18 protein-coding genes are annotated in these 16,882 nt (G+C 32.6%); 10 read left to right on the top strand and 8 right to left on the bottom strand.

Annotated elements, in window-relative coordinates; genetic code table 11:
* Positions 1 to 16 precede the first annotated feature (16 nt).
* The gene (locus ACIQ2Z_RS08710; protein WP_396183755.1) at positions 17 to 442 is read right to left on the bottom strand and encodes a lipocalin family protein; all 426 of its coding nucleotides are present in this window, start codon (positions 440 to 442) and stop codon (positions 17 to 19) included.
* 48 nt (positions 443 to 490) lie between these two features.
* A complete protein-coding gene (locus ACIQ2Z_RS08705) occupies positions 491 to 760 on the bottom strand; it encodes a heavy-metal-associated domain-containing protein (RefSeq protein WP_396183754.1) in 270 nt (89 codons plus the stop codon).
* A 241-nt stretch (positions 761 to 1,001) separates the two neighbouring features.
* On the opposite strand from ACIQ2Z_RS08705, the gene ACIQ2Z_RS08700 reads away from it, so the two are divergent.
* Positions 1,002 to 3,803, top strand: a complete 2,802-nt coding sequence (locus ACIQ2Z_RS08700) for a triple tyrosine motif-containing protein (protein WP_396183753.1) — start codon at positions 1,002 to 1,004, stop codon at positions 3,801 to 3,803.
* A gap of 89 nt (positions 3,804 to 3,892) precedes the next feature.
* Here ACIQ2Z_RS08700 and ACIQ2Z_RS08695 read toward each other — a convergent pair whose 3' ends face one another.
* On the bottom strand, positions 3,893 to 4,306 hold the full coding sequence (locus ACIQ2Z_RS08695; protein ID WP_396183752.1) for a DUF6691 family protein: 414 nt from the start codon (positions 4,304 to 4,306) through the stop codon (positions 3,893 to 3,895).
* A gap of 3 nt (positions 4,307 to 4,309) precedes the next feature.
* Entirely contained in the window at positions 4,310 to 4,858 is a 549-nt protein-coding gene (locus ACIQ2Z_RS08690; RefSeq protein WP_396183751.1) for a YeeE/YedE family protein, read from the bottom strand.
* A gap of 106 nt (positions 4,859 to 4,964) precedes the next feature.
* On the opposite strand from ACIQ2Z_RS08690, the gene ACIQ2Z_RS08685 reads away from it, so the two are divergent.
* The 3 genes from ACIQ2Z_RS08685 to ACIQ2Z_RS08675 are packed head-to-tail and all read left to right on the top strand — an operon-like array spanning position 4,965 to position 7,171.
* Positions 4,965 to 5,426 carry a 2-dehydro-3-deoxyphosphooctonate aldolase gene (locus ACIQ2Z_RS08685; RefSeq protein ID WP_396183750.1) on the top strand — a complete coding sequence of 154 codons (462 nt, stop codon included), beginning with the start codon at positions 4,965 to 4,967 and terminating at the stop codon, positions 5,424 to 5,426.
* A 59-nt stretch (positions 5,427 to 5,485) separates the two neighbouring features.
* Positions 5,486 to 6,304 carry a 3-deoxy-8-phosphooctulonate synthase gene (gene kdsA, locus ACIQ2Z_RS08680; RefSeq protein WP_396183749.1) on the top strand — a complete coding sequence of 273 codons (819 nt, stop codon included), beginning with the start codon at positions 5,486 to 5,488 and terminating at the stop codon, positions 6,302 to 6,304.
* A 45-nt stretch (positions 6,305 to 6,349) separates the two neighbouring features.
* The gene (locus tag ACIQ2Z_RS08675; RefSeq protein WP_396183768.1) at positions 6,350 to 7,171 is read left to right on the top strand and encodes a hypothetical protein; all 822 of its coding nucleotides are present in this window, start codon (positions 6,350 to 6,352) and stop codon (positions 7,169 to 7,171) included.
* Positions 7,172 to 7,239: 68 nt separating this feature from the next.
* Here ACIQ2Z_RS08675 and ACIQ2Z_RS08670 read toward each other — a convergent pair whose 3' ends face one another.
* Positions 7,240 to 7,590, bottom strand: coding sequence for a DUF1801 domain-containing protein (locus ACIQ2Z_RS08670; RefSeq protein WP_396183748.1), 351 nt, complete (start codon positions 7,588 to 7,590; stop codon positions 7,240 to 7,242).
* A gap of 3 nt (positions 7,591 to 7,593) precedes the next feature.
* Complete coding sequence (locus ACIQ2Z_RS08665) at positions 7,594 to 7,872, bottom strand: hypothetical protein (RefSeq protein WP_396183747.1); 279 nt, start codon at positions 7,870 to 7,872, stop codon at positions 7,594 to 7,596.
* A gap of 84 nt (positions 7,873 to 7,956) precedes the next feature.
* On the opposite strand from ACIQ2Z_RS08665, the gene ACIQ2Z_RS08660 reads away from it, so the two are divergent.
* The 4 genes from ACIQ2Z_RS08660 to creD all read left to right on the top strand — a co-directional run bounded on the left by ACIQ2Z_RS08660 (position 7,957) and on the right by creD (position 10,668).
* Positions 7,957 to 8,580 (top strand): hypothetical protein, encoded by a 624-nt coding sequence (locus tag ACIQ2Z_RS08660; RefSeq protein WP_396183746.1) that lies wholly within the window; start codon positions 7,957 to 7,959, stop codon positions 8,578 to 8,580.
* A gap of 41 nt (positions 8,581 to 8,621) precedes the next feature.
* Positions 8,622 to 8,918, top strand: a complete 297-nt coding sequence (locus ACIQ2Z_RS08655; RefSeq protein ID WP_396183745.1) for a winged helix-turn-helix domain-containing protein — start codon at positions 8,622 to 8,624, stop codon at positions 8,916 to 8,918.
* A 67-nt stretch (positions 8,919 to 8,985) separates the two neighbouring features.
* On the top strand, positions 8,986 to 9,309 hold the full coding sequence (locus ACIQ2Z_RS08650; protein WP_396183744.1) for a hypothetical protein: 324 nt from the start codon (positions 8,986 to 8,988) through the stop codon (positions 9,307 to 9,309).
* An 18-nt stretch (positions 9,310 to 9,327) separates the two neighbouring features.
* On the top strand, positions 9,328 to 10,668 hold the full coding sequence (gene creD / locus ACIQ2Z_RS08645; protein WP_396183743.1) for a cell envelope integrity protein CreD: 1,341 nt from the start codon (positions 9,328 to 9,330) through the stop codon (positions 10,666 to 10,668).
* Between the two features lie 451 nt (positions 10,669 to 11,119).
* On the opposite strand, the gene ACIQ2Z_RS08640 is transcribed toward creD, so the two are convergent.
* Together ACIQ2Z_RS08640 and ACIQ2Z_RS08635 are read right to left on the bottom strand one after the other, a co-directional pair.
* Entirely contained in the window at positions 11,120 to 11,587 is a 468-nt protein-coding gene (locus ACIQ2Z_RS08640) for a DUF1572 domain-containing protein (RefSeq protein ID WP_396183742.1), read from the bottom strand.
* A 311-nt stretch (positions 11,588 to 11,898) separates the two neighbouring features.
* On the bottom strand, positions 11,899 to 14,088 hold the full coding sequence (locus tag ACIQ2Z_RS08635) for an ATP-binding protein (RefSeq protein WP_396183741.1): 2,190 nt from the start codon (positions 14,086 to 14,088) through the stop codon (positions 11,899 to 11,901).
* Positions 14,089 to 14,417: 329 nt separating this feature from the next.
* Between ACIQ2Z_RS08635 and ACIQ2Z_RS08630 the strand changes: the two genes are divergently transcribed.
* Entirely contained in the window at positions 14,418 to 15,260 is an 843-nt protein-coding gene (locus ACIQ2Z_RS08630; protein WP_396183740.1) for an alpha/beta hydrolase family protein, read from the top strand.
* Between the two features lie 328 nt (positions 15,261 to 15,588).
* Positions 15,589 to 16,545 (top strand): hypothetical protein, encoded by a 957-nt coding sequence (locus ACIQ2Z_RS08625; RefSeq protein ID WP_396183739.1) that lies wholly within the window; start codon positions 15,589 to 15,591, stop codon positions 16,543 to 16,545.
* Positions 16,546 to 16,882: the final 337 nt, after the last annotated feature.

The following is a 16,882-nucleotide window of genomic DNA, read 5'->3' as shown; positions in this document are numbered from 1 at the left end:
ACAAATTGAAATTTTATTATCTACCGAATACGGTTATATAACTGACTGTTTCTGCTCCTTCAACCACAGTGACTTTAATTTTTAAAGTTGAACTGTTTAAGGTTATAATAGTTGCGTTAACAGTTTCACCACTTATTGTTAAAGTCAAACTGTTATCACTTTTTAGATAAGTCCCCATAGACAAATCAGATTCACAACCGGCACCTTCATTAAAATAATTTTCATTTTTAACTACGCCTTCGGCAGTAAACTCAAAATAATCTTGGTTGCAACCGGTCGTGTGTTGATACGGTTCTAAAACTTCTTGGCCACCTTCTACTGCGAAACCTTCTTGAGAGAAAATCCATTTGCCTACAATCGATGTATTTTCATCATCACTACAAGAACTGGTTGTTAATCCTAAACTAAGTAAGGCAATAAAGAAAATTGCAATTTTTTTCATTTTAATGTGTTTTTAAATTAATGATGTTAAATAACTTAAAATTTTTTATTATAAATCAATTTTTCCTATTGCACAACTTACATAGGATTTTGCTTTGTTGCCAAAATTGTTAGATTCGCCTTCTTCCGGATAACCTAAACTATTTAAAGTTGATTTAATAGTCTCAATGATACCTTCATTTTCATAACTTATTTCCACCAAGCTTTTTTCAACAACCACTTCTACATTAGAAACAGATTCAATGGTATGTAATTTTTTTGAAATTGTATTGGCACATCCTTCACATTTCAAATTTTGAACTTTTATCGTTGTTTTCATGACTTATTATTTTATGCAAATTTACTCATTTTAATAGAAAAATATTCTAAAAACAGTGAATAACATTTGAATTATATTGGATTAAGTTACACATGAAAAAATTAATTAGTTATAAAAACTTGTGATTTTTCTATTTGTAAAGAACATTTATAAGAACAATACTTTTTTTAAATGTACATTTGGTTTCTTTATTTTTTACAACTATCTTTAACCTTAACTTTTTTTTAAAAAATTGCAACTCTTGAAAAGAATACTATTTTTTAGTTTTATAATAATTTCGCATTTGGGTTTTGCCCAAGAACTCCCACCCATCGTAAAATACCCACCGAGTAGCTACAACGCAGGAAACCAAAATTGGATGATTAGTCAAGATAAAAACAATTTTGTTTATTTTGCAAATAATGAAGGCTTGTTGGAATTCAACGGTTCTGACTGGACTATTTATCCATCACCTAATGAAACCATAATGAGATCGGTAAAAGTGATAGATGATAAAATCTATACCGGCTGTTATATGGAATTTGGTTTTTGGAAAAGATTATCAAACGGACAGTTAAAATATACTTCTTTAAGTTCAAAAGTCAAATCAAAAATACTGGATGATGAACAGTTTTGGTCCATCTTACATTTCGATCATTGGGTTATTTTCCAGTCCTTAAATCAGTTATTTATTTATGATACTAAAACTTCCATTTTTGAAGTTATAACTCCTAAAAGTGGCATTTTTAAAGCATATATTACTTCCAAATCCATTTTTTATCAAACTGTTTCTGAAGGACTATTTGAAATAGAAAATGGTAAAGGCAAACTGTTTTCTAAAAATCTTTTTTTTATTCAAAATAGAATAATTTCAATTTTCAAACAGGACAATTCTTTCCTTTTTCTGACACAATACAATGGCTTTTATGAATATAAAAATGAAATAATTCAAAAATGGGCTACCGATTCTGATCCAGAAATTAATTCCAGCAGCATATATTGTGCCCAGAAAAACTCAGACGATAGTATTGTTTTTGGAACTGTTTCAAATGGAATTTTCATCATTGATTCAAATGGTAAAACAAAATACCATATCACTCAAAATAAAGGAATTGGAAACAATACGGTTTTATCTTTATTTGAAGATACTGAAAAAAATGTATGGATTGGGCTTGATAACGGAATCAATTGCATAAATCTCTCTTCACCTATTTTCAGTTATACAGACAACACAGGGATTTTGGGCACCGTATACACTTCTATACTAAAAGATGGCAAATTATATATTGGAACAAATCAAGGATTATTTTATAAAAATATTCAAGAAGATGACAATTTCAAATTTATTTACGGAACAAAAGGTCAGGTTTGGTCACTTTTTTCACATGATAACGGTTTATTTTGCGGACATGATTTAGGCACTTTTTTAATAGAAAATCAAACAGCGATACCAATTTTTTCTGCTTCCGGCACATGGAAATTTGAACCTATTGAGTCTAATAAAAATATTTTATTACAAGGAAATTATTATGGCCTATCTGTTTTAGAAAAAGTAAATAATAGCTGGAGATTTAGAAATAAAATCAATGGTTTCGATTATTCTTCAAAATACTTTGAAATATCAAAACCGGGTGAAATAATTGTAAGTCATGAATACAAAGGCATATTCAAGGTAAAAACCAATCCAAACTATTCAACTGTTAGTTATTTTGAAACCTATAAAAATCCGGGTAAAGGCAAAAATGCCGGTTTAACAAAATATAATTCTAAAATCTACTATGCTCTAAAAGAGGGTATTTTTACGTTGAACACAAAAACAAATCAATTTGAAAAAGACAAAACACTTAGTAATGTTTTTGACAAAAACGAATATATTTCCGGAAAAATGATGGTTGATCAATCAAATAGATTATGGTTGTTTACAAAAAATTATATCAAATATTTTACCTACGGGAAATTAAGTACCGAACTAAAACAGAATTTAATTCCTATTCCTTCCTCATTAACAAATTCGATGTCAGGGTATGAAAACATCACCCAACTTTCAGAATCAAACTATTTAATCGGAACAACTGACGGCTATTATACCATTAACATTGATGGTCTAGTTTTCAATAATTATAAAGTTTACATAACAACTATTTCGACAAATAAACAAAATAAATCGTTGCATAGTGTAGCCACTGAAACAAAAGGAGAATTTAGTTCTACTGAAAATAATATTAATTTCTCCTTCACAGTTCCTGAATATAACAAATACATTATTGCTGAATTTCATTATCTTTTGGAGGGTGTTCAAAATGAGTGGAGCGAATGGAATTCGAAATCTTCCATTAATTTCAAAAATTTAAATCCGGGAGATTATACTTTTAAAGTTAGAGCTAAAATAGGTAGTTCTTTATCTCAAAATATTGAATCATATTCTTTTACAATTCTAAAACCATGGTATGCGACTAATTTAGCAATAGCTATTTACACACTTCTCTTTTTAATTCTTGTCTATTTTATTAATAAAGCTTACAAAAAACATTATTCTAAACTACAGGAAAAACTTATTGAAGAAAATAATCGATTACTTGAAATTAAAGAACTTGAGACAGAGCAAGAATTAATGAGAATTAAAAATGTACGCTTAGAACAAGATTTTGAAAGTAAAAATAGGGAGTTGGCGGCTTCTACTATGAGTTTAATCAAAAAGAATGAGTTGTTATCCATGATTAAAGAAGATTTGAAATCAACAGATAATAGTCAAATTAAGAGCATTAAATCCGTTATAACCAATATTAATAAAAACATAAATGAAGAAGATACTTGGAATGTCTTTGTAGATGCTTTTAATAACGCAGACAAAGACTTTCTAAAGAAGGTAAAAGTAGCACATCAAAGTTTAACTCCTAATGATTTACGATTGTGTGCTTTCCTAAGGTTAAATCTTTCGTCTAAAGAAATCGCCCCTTTATTAAATATTTCCGTTAGAAGTGTAGAGATAAAACGATACCGTTTGCGTAAAAAAATGGAATTATCACACGAACAAGGACTTGTTGAATATATTTTATCAATTTAAAACCTCAAAACTTGTTAAGTTTGGCTCTATTCTGTTTATGCATAATTAAGCTGTAGTTGAATACATTATTTTTTTTTAAGTTTTACCTTTTAATGAGGCAATTTATATTTTATCAACCCATAAAGAAACGTTCCTACTAATGCTCCTAACAACACAAAGGCAACGTTATAAAAACCGGCTCCTAATAAGATAAATATCGGTCCGGGACAGGCTCCGACTAATGCCCAACCTAATCCAAACATTGTTCCGCCTAACCAATACCGAAGACTTCCATTCTCTTTGTCTAATATCTCAATTGGTTGTCCGTCAATGCCTGTCAGTTTCTTTCTTTTAATGATTTGAATGCCTATGAATCCGGTTGCAATGGCCGTTCCAATGATTCCAAACATGTGAAAAGATTGAAAATGGAACATTTCATAAATGCGGTACCACGAAACGGCTTCTGTTTTGGTTAAAACGATTCCGAATAAAAAACCAACAAAAAGATATTTAAGTAATTTCATCAATTAGAAGATTAAAGGTAGAAGAAAATGAGCCATAATTAAACCGCCAATAAAAAAACCAATTACCGCTTTTAAAGAAGGAATTTGTAAATTACTCAATCCGGAAATCGCATGACCGGAAGTACATCCACCGGCATATCGACTACCAAAGCCAATTAAAAAACCACCAATTATTAATAGAATTATAATTCTTGGGGAAGAATTATTAAACAACGCATTGGGTAGCAATTTGCCATTTGGCTCCTCAATGCCGAGTAGCCTTAGTTGCTCGATTGTTTTAGGATTTATCGTTACATTGGCAGCGTTATGAAGAAAATGAACGGCAATAAAACCACCTATCATGGCTCCCAATAGTACGATTAAGTTCCAACGCTGTTCTTTCCAATCCCAATCAAAGAAAGGGACGAACCTTCCTACTCCCGTCATGGCACATAACGAGCGAAGATTGGAAGACATGCCAAAGGTTTTACCAAAATAAATCAAAACAAGCATCACCATTCCAATTAAGAAACCGGAAATGGACCAATGCCAAGTATGTGTAATGAACTCCATCGCTTTTTTTTTACAAAAATAGAATATGAAATTTGTTATTACAAATCTAATCTTCTTCATTTTAAGAAAAAACTTTTACCTTTGATTCAAATTGAATTAAATTAATATGAAAGTTTTAAAATATTCTATCGGATTTATGGTATTGTTGCTGCTATTTGCCTGTGGAGCAACAAAAAGCACCATTAAAAACATTGATGACACGGCTCCTGTTCCGATGCTTAAGAAAAATAACTCTTTTGTGTTGACAGAGCAAAGCCAAGATCCAAAATATGGGTATGACCAAGATTATCCAATCAATATTTTTTACCAAAGTACGTCAAATGATTCTATTAATCAGGTACGTTTTTTGAACGCATTAGCCGGACCAAATGGTGAAAAGCTATTTTATAAAAAACTCGAAAGCTGTTGTCCGTTTCCTACCAAGCAAAGTGAAATAGGTGCCGGCCTCTTAGATGTGTATCAAGTGAATTGGTTGGGATGCAAACGTTCATTGTTGCTTTATTTCAATATTTATGAAAAGGGAAAACTTTATATTCCGGTGGGTTTGACTGCTAAAAAAGATGAGTAATATTGGTTACACTTAGTTCTTAAAATATTTGTATTTTTGCACCTTAAAAAATAGCTATTATGAACATTAGTAATATTCCTCATATTAAACATCCTAACAGTGGCAATTTCTTTGTACTAGCCGGTCCTTGTGCGATTGAAGGCGAAGAGATGGCGTTGCGAATTGCCGAGCGATTAGTCGCTATTACTGACAAATTAGAAATTCCGTATGTGTTTAAAGGTTCATTTAAAAAAGCCAACCGTTCGAGAATTGACAGTTTTTCGGGAATCGGGGATAAAAAAGCCTTAAAGATTTTACAAAAAATATCACAAACTTTTGGGATTCCGACAGTGACAGATATTCATACGAATGAGGATGCTACTATGGCTGCTGAGTATGTTGATGTGTTGCAAATTCCTGCCTTTTTAGTTCGTCAGACTGACTTAGTTGTGGCAGCTGCCAAAACAGGAAAAACGGTTAACTTGAAGAAAGGCCAATTTATGAGTCCGGAGAGCATGAAACATGCTGTTCAGAAAGTATTGGATTGTCAAAATGAAAATGTAATGGTTACTGATCGAGGAACCATGTTTGGATATCAGGATATGATTGTGGATTTTAGAGGTATTCCAACCATGAAACAATTTGCTACTACTGTTTTAGACGTAACGCATTCATTACAACAACCCAATCAAACTTCAGGAGTGACCGGTGGTCGTCCAGATATGATTGAAACCATTGCAAAAGCAGGTATCGTTACGGGTGTTGACGGAATCTTTATTGAAACTCATTTTGATCCGTCAAATGCTAAAAGCGACGGAGCGAATATGCTTCATTTAAACTACTTTGAAGACTTGATGACTAAATTAGTTGCCATTCGCAAAACCATAAATCAATTTTAATTTAAATTTTTATATTATCCTGTGAAAAATCAATCGCTGTTGTTTGTGTTCTTTTTTTGTGCCTTTTTTCAACAACTATCAGCCCAAGACTCTTTGGTAAAACCTGAAAAATACACTGCTCATAACAAAGGTAAATTTTATGTCTTTTGGGGTGGAAACCGAGGTTATTTTACTAATTCTGATATTCATTTTACCGGAGATGATCATGATTTTACAATTTATGATGTTCCCTCACATGACAAACCGAAAGGATGGCATGTGGATTACATTAGTCCGGGGAGAATGACGATTCCGCAAACAAATTTTAGATTAGGTTACTTTATTAATGACCACTACAACATTTCGATTGGTGTTGACCACATGAAATATGTGATGTATCAAGACCGAGCAGTGGATATTAACGGAAGTTATCCAAATGAAGGAACTTATGGAGAGACATTGCCGAACAATCAAGTGTTTTTAACAGAAGAATTTTTAACCTTTGAACATACAGATGGTTTGAATTATGTGAATAGTGAGTTCTCACGCGTGGATGATATTTCGTCTTGGTTTAAATTGCCTAATACTGATAAAGTTCAGATTAGTTTGACGGAGGGAGTTGGTGCCGGTGTTTTGTATCCAAAATCAAATGTGCAGATGTTTGGTGAAGACCGACACGATGAGTTTCATATTGCCGGTTTTGGATTAGATGTTAAGGCGGGAATGAATTTTACGTTCTTTAAATACTTCTTTATTCAAACAGAGTTGAAGGGTGGCTATATTAATATGAATGATATTAGAACTACCGGTGATTCAAGAGACAGAGCTTCGCAGGATTTTTGGTTTATGGAAACGGTGATTGCCTTTGGTGGGATATTTAGGATTTAGAAGAAAGAGGAAAGAGAATATAATATAGAAGTCTTAGTGAAATGCTTTCTTTCGGGGAGGCATTTTTTTTATTTAATAAGTTTCCATTGTTCGAAAAGTAGGTCGGTGATGACTTGATTGTCGATTTCTTCTAGGGATTTGTATTGTAGAGATTTCACTAAGGTTCTGCCCTCGCCTATCAATTTATCTTGGTGGAGGGTTAATTGATAGCCTTTGAAGAACGCTACGTCGACAAATTGTTTTTTGTGGCTGGCATTGAGATACAAGAAAGGCCTTTTACCAAAATAAAAAAACGGAATGTTATACTTGTATTTCAATTGCAGTTCAGGGATGGCCTGCTCTACTACCGCTTGAACATGAAGCAGGATAGACCGATAGGGTTCGGTTTGGTTGAGGATGTATTCTTCTGCGGGTTTCATGTTTTAAATTTCACCTAAAGAATCTATTTCATCAGCTGCTAATGGTTCCTGCTTTTTTCCTTTCATCCATCTGTAACCAAACTTATAACAAAGGAAAACAATAAAACCAAATAGAATAATAACAACTATTTGACCAAAATAATAACTGAATGTATAAACTTGATCTTGCCCTTCAACATCCTTATTTTCTAGAAATATTATCTTTAAAAGAAACATTATCAGTGAAAAGGAAAGATATATTCCAACTAAAAACAAAACGATGCCTGCAATTCTTTTTATCATTATTATTTTTTTAATTTAAATAAAAGTAGAAAAACTTGTTTAGGAAAAAAATTATATTTTACTTTGCATCTCAAAGTACTTTACATGGAGACAAAAGATTATTTAAAAGACATTCAAGACATCAAAGAAATGATGTCTAAATCCAGTCAGTTTATTTCATTAAGTGGTCTGTCGGGAATTCTTGCCGGGGTGTATGCGTTAGTTGGTGCCTGGATAGCTTATAAAACGATTTATTTCGACACGTCGACGATGGGGAATTACAAGCATTTGGTCATTTCACAAGAAGCGGTTTACAAACTCTTGGTCATTGCGGCGATGGTGGTTATACTTTCCTTAGCAACCGGATTGTTTTTAAGCATTCGTAAAGCAAAGAAAAACAATGAAACCGTTTGGAACAGTGCGGCAAAACGTTTGTTTATCAATTTTATGATTCCTATGGTGACGGGCGGGTTTTTTATCTTGTTTTTGATTGAGAAAGAGATGTTAGGCTTGGTTGCTCCTTTGACATTATTGTTTTATGGCTTGGCGTGTGTCAATGCCAGCAAGTATACGTTAGGTAGTGTTCGGTATTTAGGGATAACCATGATTGTGTTGGGGTTACTTTCCACCTGGTTTCTTGGGTATGGTTTGTTGTTTTGGGCAATCGGTTTTGGGTTTTGCCATATTCTGTATGGTTCGGTAATGTACTTTAAATATGAACGAAAATAATTGCCCACTTCTTTAGCTATTGACGAGCCAAACCAAGTAAAATGAAAAACATCATTCAACATATAAACAAAGCTTTTGATCACCGGATTCGGTTGGGCATCATGTCGGTATTGATGGTGAACGAAAGTGCAGACTTTACTACGCTAAAAGAATTGTTAGGGGTGACTGATGGTAATTTAGCCTCCCATACTAAGGCGTTAGAAACAGAAGACTATATTTCTATTGAAAAACAGTTCATAGGAAGGAAACCTAATACAAGTTATCGGGCTACTCCCCTAGGCAAAGCCGCATTTAAAGAACATATTAATGCCTTGGAAAAATTAATACAAAAAAGTTAACCCCTTTTTTTATCTATCCACTTTGAAAAGCAAAGTACTTTAAACTATTATAATCTATACAAACACTATGACTAAACAAACGTATGCCTCCGTTACCGGTAAATTGTCTACTCAAATTGCCATCGCTTCTTTTGGGATAGGAACCTTGTTGTTTTTACTTCATCAGTTGTTTCCCAAGGAGGAAATCATTTTTGTGAGTGGGTTTTTCTTCGTTCTTATTGCACTTTTTGTGAATGGCGTGGTTTTACTCAATTTGATTCATCACTTTATTTTTTTCAGAAACCATCGGGAGTATTTCGGGATAAAGATTTTGTTGGTGATGGCCAACCTTCCTATTGCGGCTCTCTTTTTTTATATCACTATTAATAGTATCAATTTATTCACTTTTTAATTTTTAATTATTTATATCATGGAAAAACAAACCAATTTCTTTCAATCTAACACGGCCAAAATCATTATGGTTGGCTTATTGACCTTCATTTTATTAATTCCGCTGCAATTTGTGAAGAACCTTATCACGGAGCGAGCAGACCGACAAAAAGAGGTAGTAGCCGAAACCTCGGAAAAGTGGGGCGAACAAATTTACTTTTATGGTCCGATGTTGAAAATTCCGTATAAGACTCATGTGGAGACGAAGCTGTATGATCCGAAGACGAAGGAACACGTTAATTCGGTTACGACGGAACTGCATACGGCTTATTTCTTTCCGGAGGAGTTGAAGAATACGACTAAGGTGACGATGGTGAAGCCGTTGCAACGCAGTTTGTATAAATCGAATGTGTTTAAGGCCGAGATGGCGTTTACGGGGAATTATATTACGCCCAACTTTAAGATTAACAATATTCCGAATGAGGATATTTTATGGAACGAGGCTACGGTTATTATCCGCACGACGAATTTGAAAAGCATTAAGAGTCAGGTGAATTTGAAACTGGGCGATTCGATGTATCGCTTTGAGCCTACGCAGCATATTCAAAACGATACGATGTCGACACTAGAGACGGGGCTTGTTGACTTGCGTTCTTTACAACAAGAGGCGACAATGGATTTTAAGTTTTCGATTAATTATAATGGTAGTAAGTTGATTCGGTTGGCTCCTATTGGTAAAACGACTACTGCTCACATGACTTCGAACTGGCACTCCCCTAGTTTTATGGGTAACTTTTTACCTAACGACAAGCATAAGAAGATTAGTACCGCCGGGTTTGAAGCCGATTGGGAAGTGTTGCATTTGAATCGTCCGTTTGCACAACAATCGTTTGATGTGTTGCCGAATGTGAAGGATTATGCGTTTGGTGTTGACTTTATTACTACCGTGGATGAGTATCAGCAGAATGAACGGGCATCGAAGTATGGCTTTTTAGTGATTGGGTTGACGTTTTTAATCTTCTTTTTGATTCAGTCTATCAGTAAGATTTCGATTCATATTTTTCAGTATTCGATGATTGGGTTAGCATTGTTGATGTTTTATACGTTGCTGATTTCGATTACGGAACATAGTAGTTTTACCTTGGCTTATATCATTGCGGGGCTTTCGGTGATTGTGTTGATTTCGGTTTATTCGCTTTCGATTTTGAAGGATAGGAAGTTTCCGGTGTTTATCGGGGTTTCGCTTTCGGGGCTTTATGCGTTTATTTTTGTGATTATTCAAATGGAAGATTATGCGTTGCTAGTGGGTAGTGTTGGGTTGTTTTTGATTTTGGCTGCGGTGATGTATTTTTCGAGAAAGATTGATTGGGGGAAGGAGTAGAAGTGAGAAGCTAGAGGAAATAATATAGATTATAGAGAACTACCCTCGAAGTGTTTAGATTTCTTTGGGGGTTACTCGCTTAAAAAGTAGCCTTTTAAGGCTGTTTTCTTGATTTAGGATTCAACTTATAAAATACACCCCAACCTGAAAATTTGTTAGGATATTCAGAAGTAAGCGAGAACAAGCTAGCCATTGTGAGTACCAGTAATCCTTAGGACACAGCCCGAAAGCTTTTCAAATAGTTTAAAAAACAAATTTGAGTTTCAAAAACTTACTATCTGGTTTTTTTCCTTAAGTTGTAAGTTCCTAGCCGAGAGTAAAGTCTCTAAGGTTTGGCAAGTCGCAAACTGATTTACCATGAGCTATGCAATGAAAGAAGCCAATCGGCAAAAATTTCTACTTATTTGCTGTCTATTATAACTTTAAATTAGCGAATCAGCGGCAATTAAAACTAATTTTCTGATAAAAGTTTTTTAATCAAAGAAATTTGTCCCAAATGATAATGAGTGTGTTCAATAACTCCCAATAAATTTCTATAAAAACTCCCATATTTTGGGTCTGAAAAATCTTCAAATAATTTAGCTTCTTCAATCATTTCAATTTTTGCGGCTAAATTTTCTGCATCATTTAAGGCTTTTTCTATCAACTCTTGCCATTCAGTTTCAGTTGTGATCGAAGGAAGGTCGAAACTGTATTTATCGCTTGCATCCAAAGGCTTTCCATCGATTCCATTAATTATTGGCCGTACGTAATAGTTGATATGAAACACCAATACAGCAATTGTATTCAAATCGTTTAACTTTGTTGTTGCTTGCTCCCATGTTACATCGGCCAAGGTGTCTTTTAAGTTTACACTTGTCCAATTGCCACCAAAATTTACCTCCCGATAATGTTTTGCCAATTGTTTGATTGTGTTCATAAAAAATATAATTAAATAAAAATGCCACTGATTCATAGACTAAAAATAAGTATAATCAGGGAATCAGCGGCGAAACCCACGACAAAAAAGTAATCACACAAATAGCACCAACACTAGCACAAAAACTAAATATCACCATGCCTAATACTACGGAAAGCGAAGTGCTTTTGGATTTTTTGGATAAGTAAAATAGCATGATGCTTAATGATCCTCAAAAAATTCTTTACTTTTTTATGGCTTATAAGTTGGGACTTTGTGCAACTCTGGTAAATTAGAGTTTAATTAGTATAACAAAATGCTTGACTAGAATATTAAAGAGAACTTAATGCAATTTTTAATTTTTCAATCTCCAAGGGTTTCATCAAAAAATCAGTAAAGTAAAAATTATATTGTTCGTTTTCTTTTGCAGCAATATCAGCCGTAAGACCAAATATAGGTGTTTCTTGGTTCAGATTAGGTAATGTTCTAATGTTTTTAGCAGCTTGGTATCCATCAAGAATAGGCATGTGAATGTCCATTAGGATATAATCATATTTAGTATGTTGTGATTTATTGGTAGCTTCAAGACCGTCTTTGGCATGATCCGTAATAATGCCCCATTTTGAGAGAAGCTTTAAAGCAATCATGGCATTGATAGCATTGTCCTCTACAAGCAGCACTTTGACGCCAATTATATTATTTTCAAAATTTACTTGTTTATTTTCTTCAGTATTTTTAGATTTCTTCAATTTCAATTCAAAGAAAAATAGTGATCCGCTTTCAGGTTTACTTTGAATATTAATTGTGCTTCCATAAAGTTCAATGAGTTTTTTGGTAATGGACAAACCCAAACCTGTTCCGTCTTTTTTTCGGGTGATGCCTGTTTTGACTTGCGAAAAGCTTTCAAAAACTTTATCTATATTCTCTTTTTCAATTCCAATGCCAGTATCTGAGACTTTGAATAACAGGGTGTCATAGTTATTCGATTGATTCACTACCTTTACTTCTAACTTTATTGAACCGACATCAGTAAATTTGAGCGAATTGTTGACTAAGTTTCCTAAAATTTGAGAGATTTTTGTTTCATCATAATAATAGTAATCATGAAGCTCTTTGTCAATTTTTAATTTAAATTTAATTCCTTTTTCCGTTGCTTGAAAATTATTGGCGTTCCAAAAATTTTCTAACAGTGATTTCAAATTAGATAATTTCAAATCCAAACTCATTTTGCCCAAATCGAGCTTGGTATAATCTAAAATGTTATTGACAATTTGCATCAAATGATTAGACGAAAATTTTAATGAATCCAATAATACGCTGTCTTCAGGTTTGGTAGTTTCGTTTAAGAGAGAAGCTATAGTGGTAATAGCATTTAAAGGTGTTCGTATTTCATGACTCATGGTTGACAAAAATTCTTGTCTTATTCTAGCAGCTTCTTCTGCTTTATTACTTTTGGCTAGTATGATGGCTTTTTCTTGTTGAAATTGTGCTTCTTTCTGCATAGCCCTCATCTTCACTAAGAAGTCATAGTTTTCTATGGTCTTAATATTCTGAGCATTCAGGACACTTTCTTTTTCTTTAACATAATATTCAAGGTATTCTAAGGTTTTATCTATATTATTTTCAATTTTATATATGGTATAAAATAAGTGAAGCAATTTGATTTTAATCATCGAAATGTTGAATGAATTAGTAATATCTAATCCATCTCTAGCATTTTTTTTGCTCATTTCAATGTCGTTAATCTCAAAATAAAGTTTAGCCAATTTGGTATAAGCCATTACCAATCCTAGTTTCTCTCCCATTTCTGAATGAATGGCTATGGCTTCATTAAAATCGGCTATGGCTTCGGTATATTTTTTTTGGGCAAAATACACCTTTCCTCTGCCATATATGGCAAAACCAAGACCTCTTACATCTTTAGTCTTTTGTTTGATTTCAATAGATTTTAAGATATAGTTTGTGGCTTCTTGTATTTGATTTTTTTTGATATAAATGCCCGATAAATTATTATAAGCATTCGATTCAAGATTTAATTCTTTTACCTTTTTGGCTGCATTCACAGCATTTTTTAACGATTGAATAGCTTTTTGTATATCGCCTGTAAAGTCATAAACAGTAGCTAATGACTTTTCGCATTTTGAAATATTGTGATAATCATTAAGATTTTTATAGACAATGAGTGCATCTATAAGATATACCACACCCATTTGAAAGTTATTTGTTTTATAATAAAACCCAGCAATATTGTATTTGGCGTCGGCTATTCCTTTTTCGTCTCCCAGCTTTTCAAATAGCTTAATGCTTTTTAGAGACAATTTATAGGCAATTTCATTCTTGCCTGTAATCATGTAGTACAGCGATAGCTGTGTTAACGAACGAGCTTTTAAATCATCAATCTTATTTTCATTACATAAACCAAGCGCTTTATTGGTCAAATTAATACTTTCATTAAGGTTATTAATCCTTATTGCATAGGATTTTTCCAAGAGAAGATTAATTTCGTTTCTGATTTCTTTCATAAAATTATGACCAAATTGTCTTGCATGTATATTAATATCTCGACATTATTACCCATCCATTTTTTTCATTCATTCCAAAAATAATAAAAAAATAATATTTTAGTTCATTTTAATAAATATAATTCAAAAGTATTCGTGCTCAAGCGGAGAGAGTTGCCTAGTTATATTTACAGAAAATAAGTTTTTCTTACAACTATTTTGATATATTTGTTAGTAGTATGTGAAGCCTTTTTCACAATATGAGATTAGTGGCAAGTTTGTCCGAGAGAAAATTAAACCTTTTTCGATGAGAACAGTCTATTTACATACATTTATAAAAATTTAGTTTTATGAGAATATTGATATTATTATTATCATTGTTTTTTCTCTCTTGTGACAAGGACAATAAGACAGAACAGCATACAAATTCGGCTTACAGAATAACAAAGTCCATTATTTATAACAATGTTAATGTTGATATTATTATTGATAAACCTGTTAACAATGAAGTAGATGTATTGATTACCTATCATGGCACTGTGCAAAGTGATAGTAATATATTACCTGCTGCCGAAAATACACTCAATCAATTTAAAAATATTTTATACCGACAAGATATGATGATTGTTAGTGTAGCGCATCCGCAACTTAATATTCTTTTTGGTGATAATATCAATCAAGCAGAAGCTGCTTTGTTATGGGTAAAGCACTCAGCAAATCAAGAATTAGGAATTACGGTTAAAAAAATATTTCTAGCAGGGCATTCACAAGGTGGTTATTTAGTTACTCGTCTTAATACTATGCATGAAACCAACGGAGTAATTGCAAATGCACCTGGGCCTTTGAATTTGGTTTTTAGATGTCAATTAGAAGAAAATGGGCAAACTCCTGCAAGTTATGTTTGCGATAATCTTAGAAATGTATATGGAACTACAGCTGCAAATTCTAATGCATATTACCAAAGGTCATTATTGAACTTTACAAATGGCTTTAAATCGGATATATTATTTGTACAAGGATTAGATGATATGGCAATTCAAATGTATTCTTGGCCAACATTTAAGCAAGATGTATTAAATTGTACAAATTGCATGGACCGACAATTTGTTGAAATAACTGGAGCTGGACATGGAGCAATTTTTGAAAGCCAAACAGCAAAAACTGAATTTAATAATTTTATAAATAGCCACTAATAATAAAACTTACTGATAACAGCTAAGATCTCGTTTTGGCCCCATGTCAATCAACGAAACCTAACTTAAGCGGAGTTATTATAGAAAAATTAAAGAGTATTTAGCATCCTCTTTTTTTTGGAACAATTTCAACTAGGTTAGTTGTGTTTCCTCCACTTCTTCACAAATGGATTTGGTAACACTAGGGTACATTTACTATTAATACGTTTTTCTTACTACTATTTTAATATATTTGTTTGGAAGGATGTGACGTTTTATCTCGGTTTGTGGTTGGCGTTTATATTATAACGACACACTACGAAATTGAAATATATTTTTAATAATGATAATGAAGAAATTAGCAATTGCAATAGTTGGTTTGACAGTATTTTTCTCTAGTTGCAAATCAAGCAAAAAAAGTAGCGAAAATTTTATTCCTGATAATCTAACAGAGAAATTTTATTGGAGCCCAGCCGAAATTAGCGGTAGACACTTTGACAAGGCCGCCATGTACCTTCCCATTAGTTTAGACACGGTAACTGAAATACATTACTCCCAGTTCGACCTTGGTTCTGACTGGACTATTTTATATCAAAATAATTTTAAAAGCATTACTGACTATAACTATTTAAAATTTGACTCTTTATCTGATTCTAACCCCGAAAGGCCATGTTTTTTAATTAAAGATGTGGATTTGAATATCGGAAAAATCAATTTCGGAAAACGGAATGTGCTAGGTTTTTACAATTATGGTGAACCAATCATAAGAAAAAAGAATGCACCAGTTTCAGAAAATAGTATAGGAACAATTGGAGCTGATATTTTCCAAAATAAAATTTTGGTTATCAACTTCCCTAATCAAACAATTAGTGTTTTGGATACTACCAACAGTGCTTTGGAAAACTATTTTTCTTTTGAAAAATGCAAAATAGAAAATAAGAGAATTATGGTTCCGATAATTTTAAAAGGAAAAACACGCTTCTTTATGTATGATACAGGAGCAAGTTTATTTCCAATGATGACTTCTTTTAATAACTGGAAAGAAATAACAAATCAAAAAATAAATGACACTTTGAGTGTCACAAATTTCGGAAATCCTGTAATAATGTTTGGTTCAAACGCTTCAAAAGAAATTAATATTGGAAGGAAAACACTGGCTGATTTCGTTGTTTATTATGCAAAAGATAATAATTTTGACAAAATGTTTGAGCAATTAAAATGTGACGGAATTATTGGAAATGCATTTTTCTTTAACAACACAATTTGTATTGACTTTAAAACAAAAAGGTTTGGAATTGCAAAATAAAGCACGAACCGCTATAAGCATCTTTATACTTACTGCTGTTTTAATCTAAATTTGAAAGTTCACATTTCTTTACTAAGTTTTTAGTAGGTTTGCGATTTGTAGCTTTTGATTAACGACGGAATACTACAAATAATTATATTAAAATCCACCAACTATTTTTCAGTACATTACCTTAATCCAAAACACCCGAAAATCAAAAAGCTTTCCACAAGGAATTTTCGCCAGGATAGTTAAAATATTATCGTTCTAACCATTTTCTAAATTCCGCTGTAACTGCACTTGAAGTTATCAATCTTTTGGTACGATTTTTAACTTTAATTGACAATCGATCATTAAA

This window comes from Flavobacterium sp., assembly GCF_044361015.1.
Classification (GTDB): Bacteria; Bacteroidota; Bacteroidia; order Flavobacteriales; family Flavobacteriaceae; genus Flavobacterium.
Note: the sequence above shows the minus strand (reverse complement) of the source record. Positions and strands in the feature narration are given on the sequence as shown.

Excerpts from the sequence above, each read along its gene's own strand:
- ACIQ2Z_RS08710 (WP_396183755.1), bottom strand. The coding sequence starts at position 442 with ATGAAAAAAATTGCAATTTTCTTTATTGCCTTACTTAGTTTAGGATTA.
- ACIQ2Z_RS08705 (WP_396183754.1), bottom strand. The coding sequence starts at position 760 with ATGAAAACAACGATAAAAGTTCAAAATTTGAAATGTGAAGGATGTGCC.
- ACIQ2Z_RS08695 (WP_396183752.1), bottom strand. The coding sequence starts at position 4,306 with ATGAAATTACTTAAATATCTTTTTGTTGGTTTTTTATTCGGAATCGTT.
- ACIQ2Z_RS08690 (WP_396183751.1), bottom strand. The coding sequence starts at position 4,858 with ATGGAGTTCATTACACATACTTGGCATTGGTCCATTTCCGGTTTCTTA.
- ACIQ2Z_RS08685 (WP_396183750.1), top strand. The coding sequence starts at position 4,965 with ATGAAAGTTTTAAAATATTCTATCGGATTTATGGTATTGTTGCTGCTA.
- kdsA (WP_396183749.1), top strand. The coding sequence starts at position 5,486 with ATGAACATTAGTAATATTCCTCATATTAAACATCCTAACAGTGGCAAT.
- ACIQ2Z_RS08670 (WP_396183748.1), bottom strand. The coding sequence starts at position 7,590 with ATGAAACCCGCAGAAGAATACATCCTCAACCAAACCGAACCCTATCGG.
- ACIQ2Z_RS08665 (WP_396183747.1), bottom strand. The coding sequence starts at position 7,872 with ATGATAAAAAGAATTGCAGGCATCGTTTTGTTTTTAGTTGGAATATAT.
- ACIQ2Z_RS08660 (WP_396183746.1), top strand. The coding sequence starts at position 7,957 with ATGGAGACAAAAGATTATTTAAAAGACATTCAAGACATCAAAGAAATG.
- ACIQ2Z_RS08655 (WP_396183745.1), top strand. The coding sequence starts at position 8,622 with ATGAAAAACATCATTCAACATATAAACAAAGCTTTTGATCACCGGATT.
- ACIQ2Z_RS08650 (WP_396183744.1), top strand. The coding sequence starts at position 8,986 with ATGACTAAACAAACGTATGCCTCCGTTACCGGTAAATTGTCTACTCAA.
- creD (WP_396183743.1), top strand. The coding sequence starts at position 9,328 with ATGGAAAAACAAACCAATTTCTTTCAATCTAACACGGCCAAAATCATT.
- ACIQ2Z_RS08640 (WP_396183742.1), bottom strand. The coding sequence starts at position 11,587 with ATGAACACAATCAAACAATTGGCAAAACATTATCGGGAGGTAAATTTT.
- ACIQ2Z_RS08635 (WP_396183741.1), bottom strand. The coding sequence starts at position 14,088 with ATGAAAGAAATCAGAAACGAAATTAATCTTCTCTTGGAAAAATCCTAT.
- ACIQ2Z_RS08630 (WP_396183740.1), top strand. The coding sequence starts at position 14,418 with ATGAGAATATTGATATTATTATTATCATTGTTTTTTCTCTCTTGTGAC.
- ACIQ2Z_RS08625 (WP_396183739.1), top strand. The coding sequence starts at position 15,589 with ATGAAGAAATTAGCAATTGCAATAGTTGGTTTGACAGTATTTTTCTCT.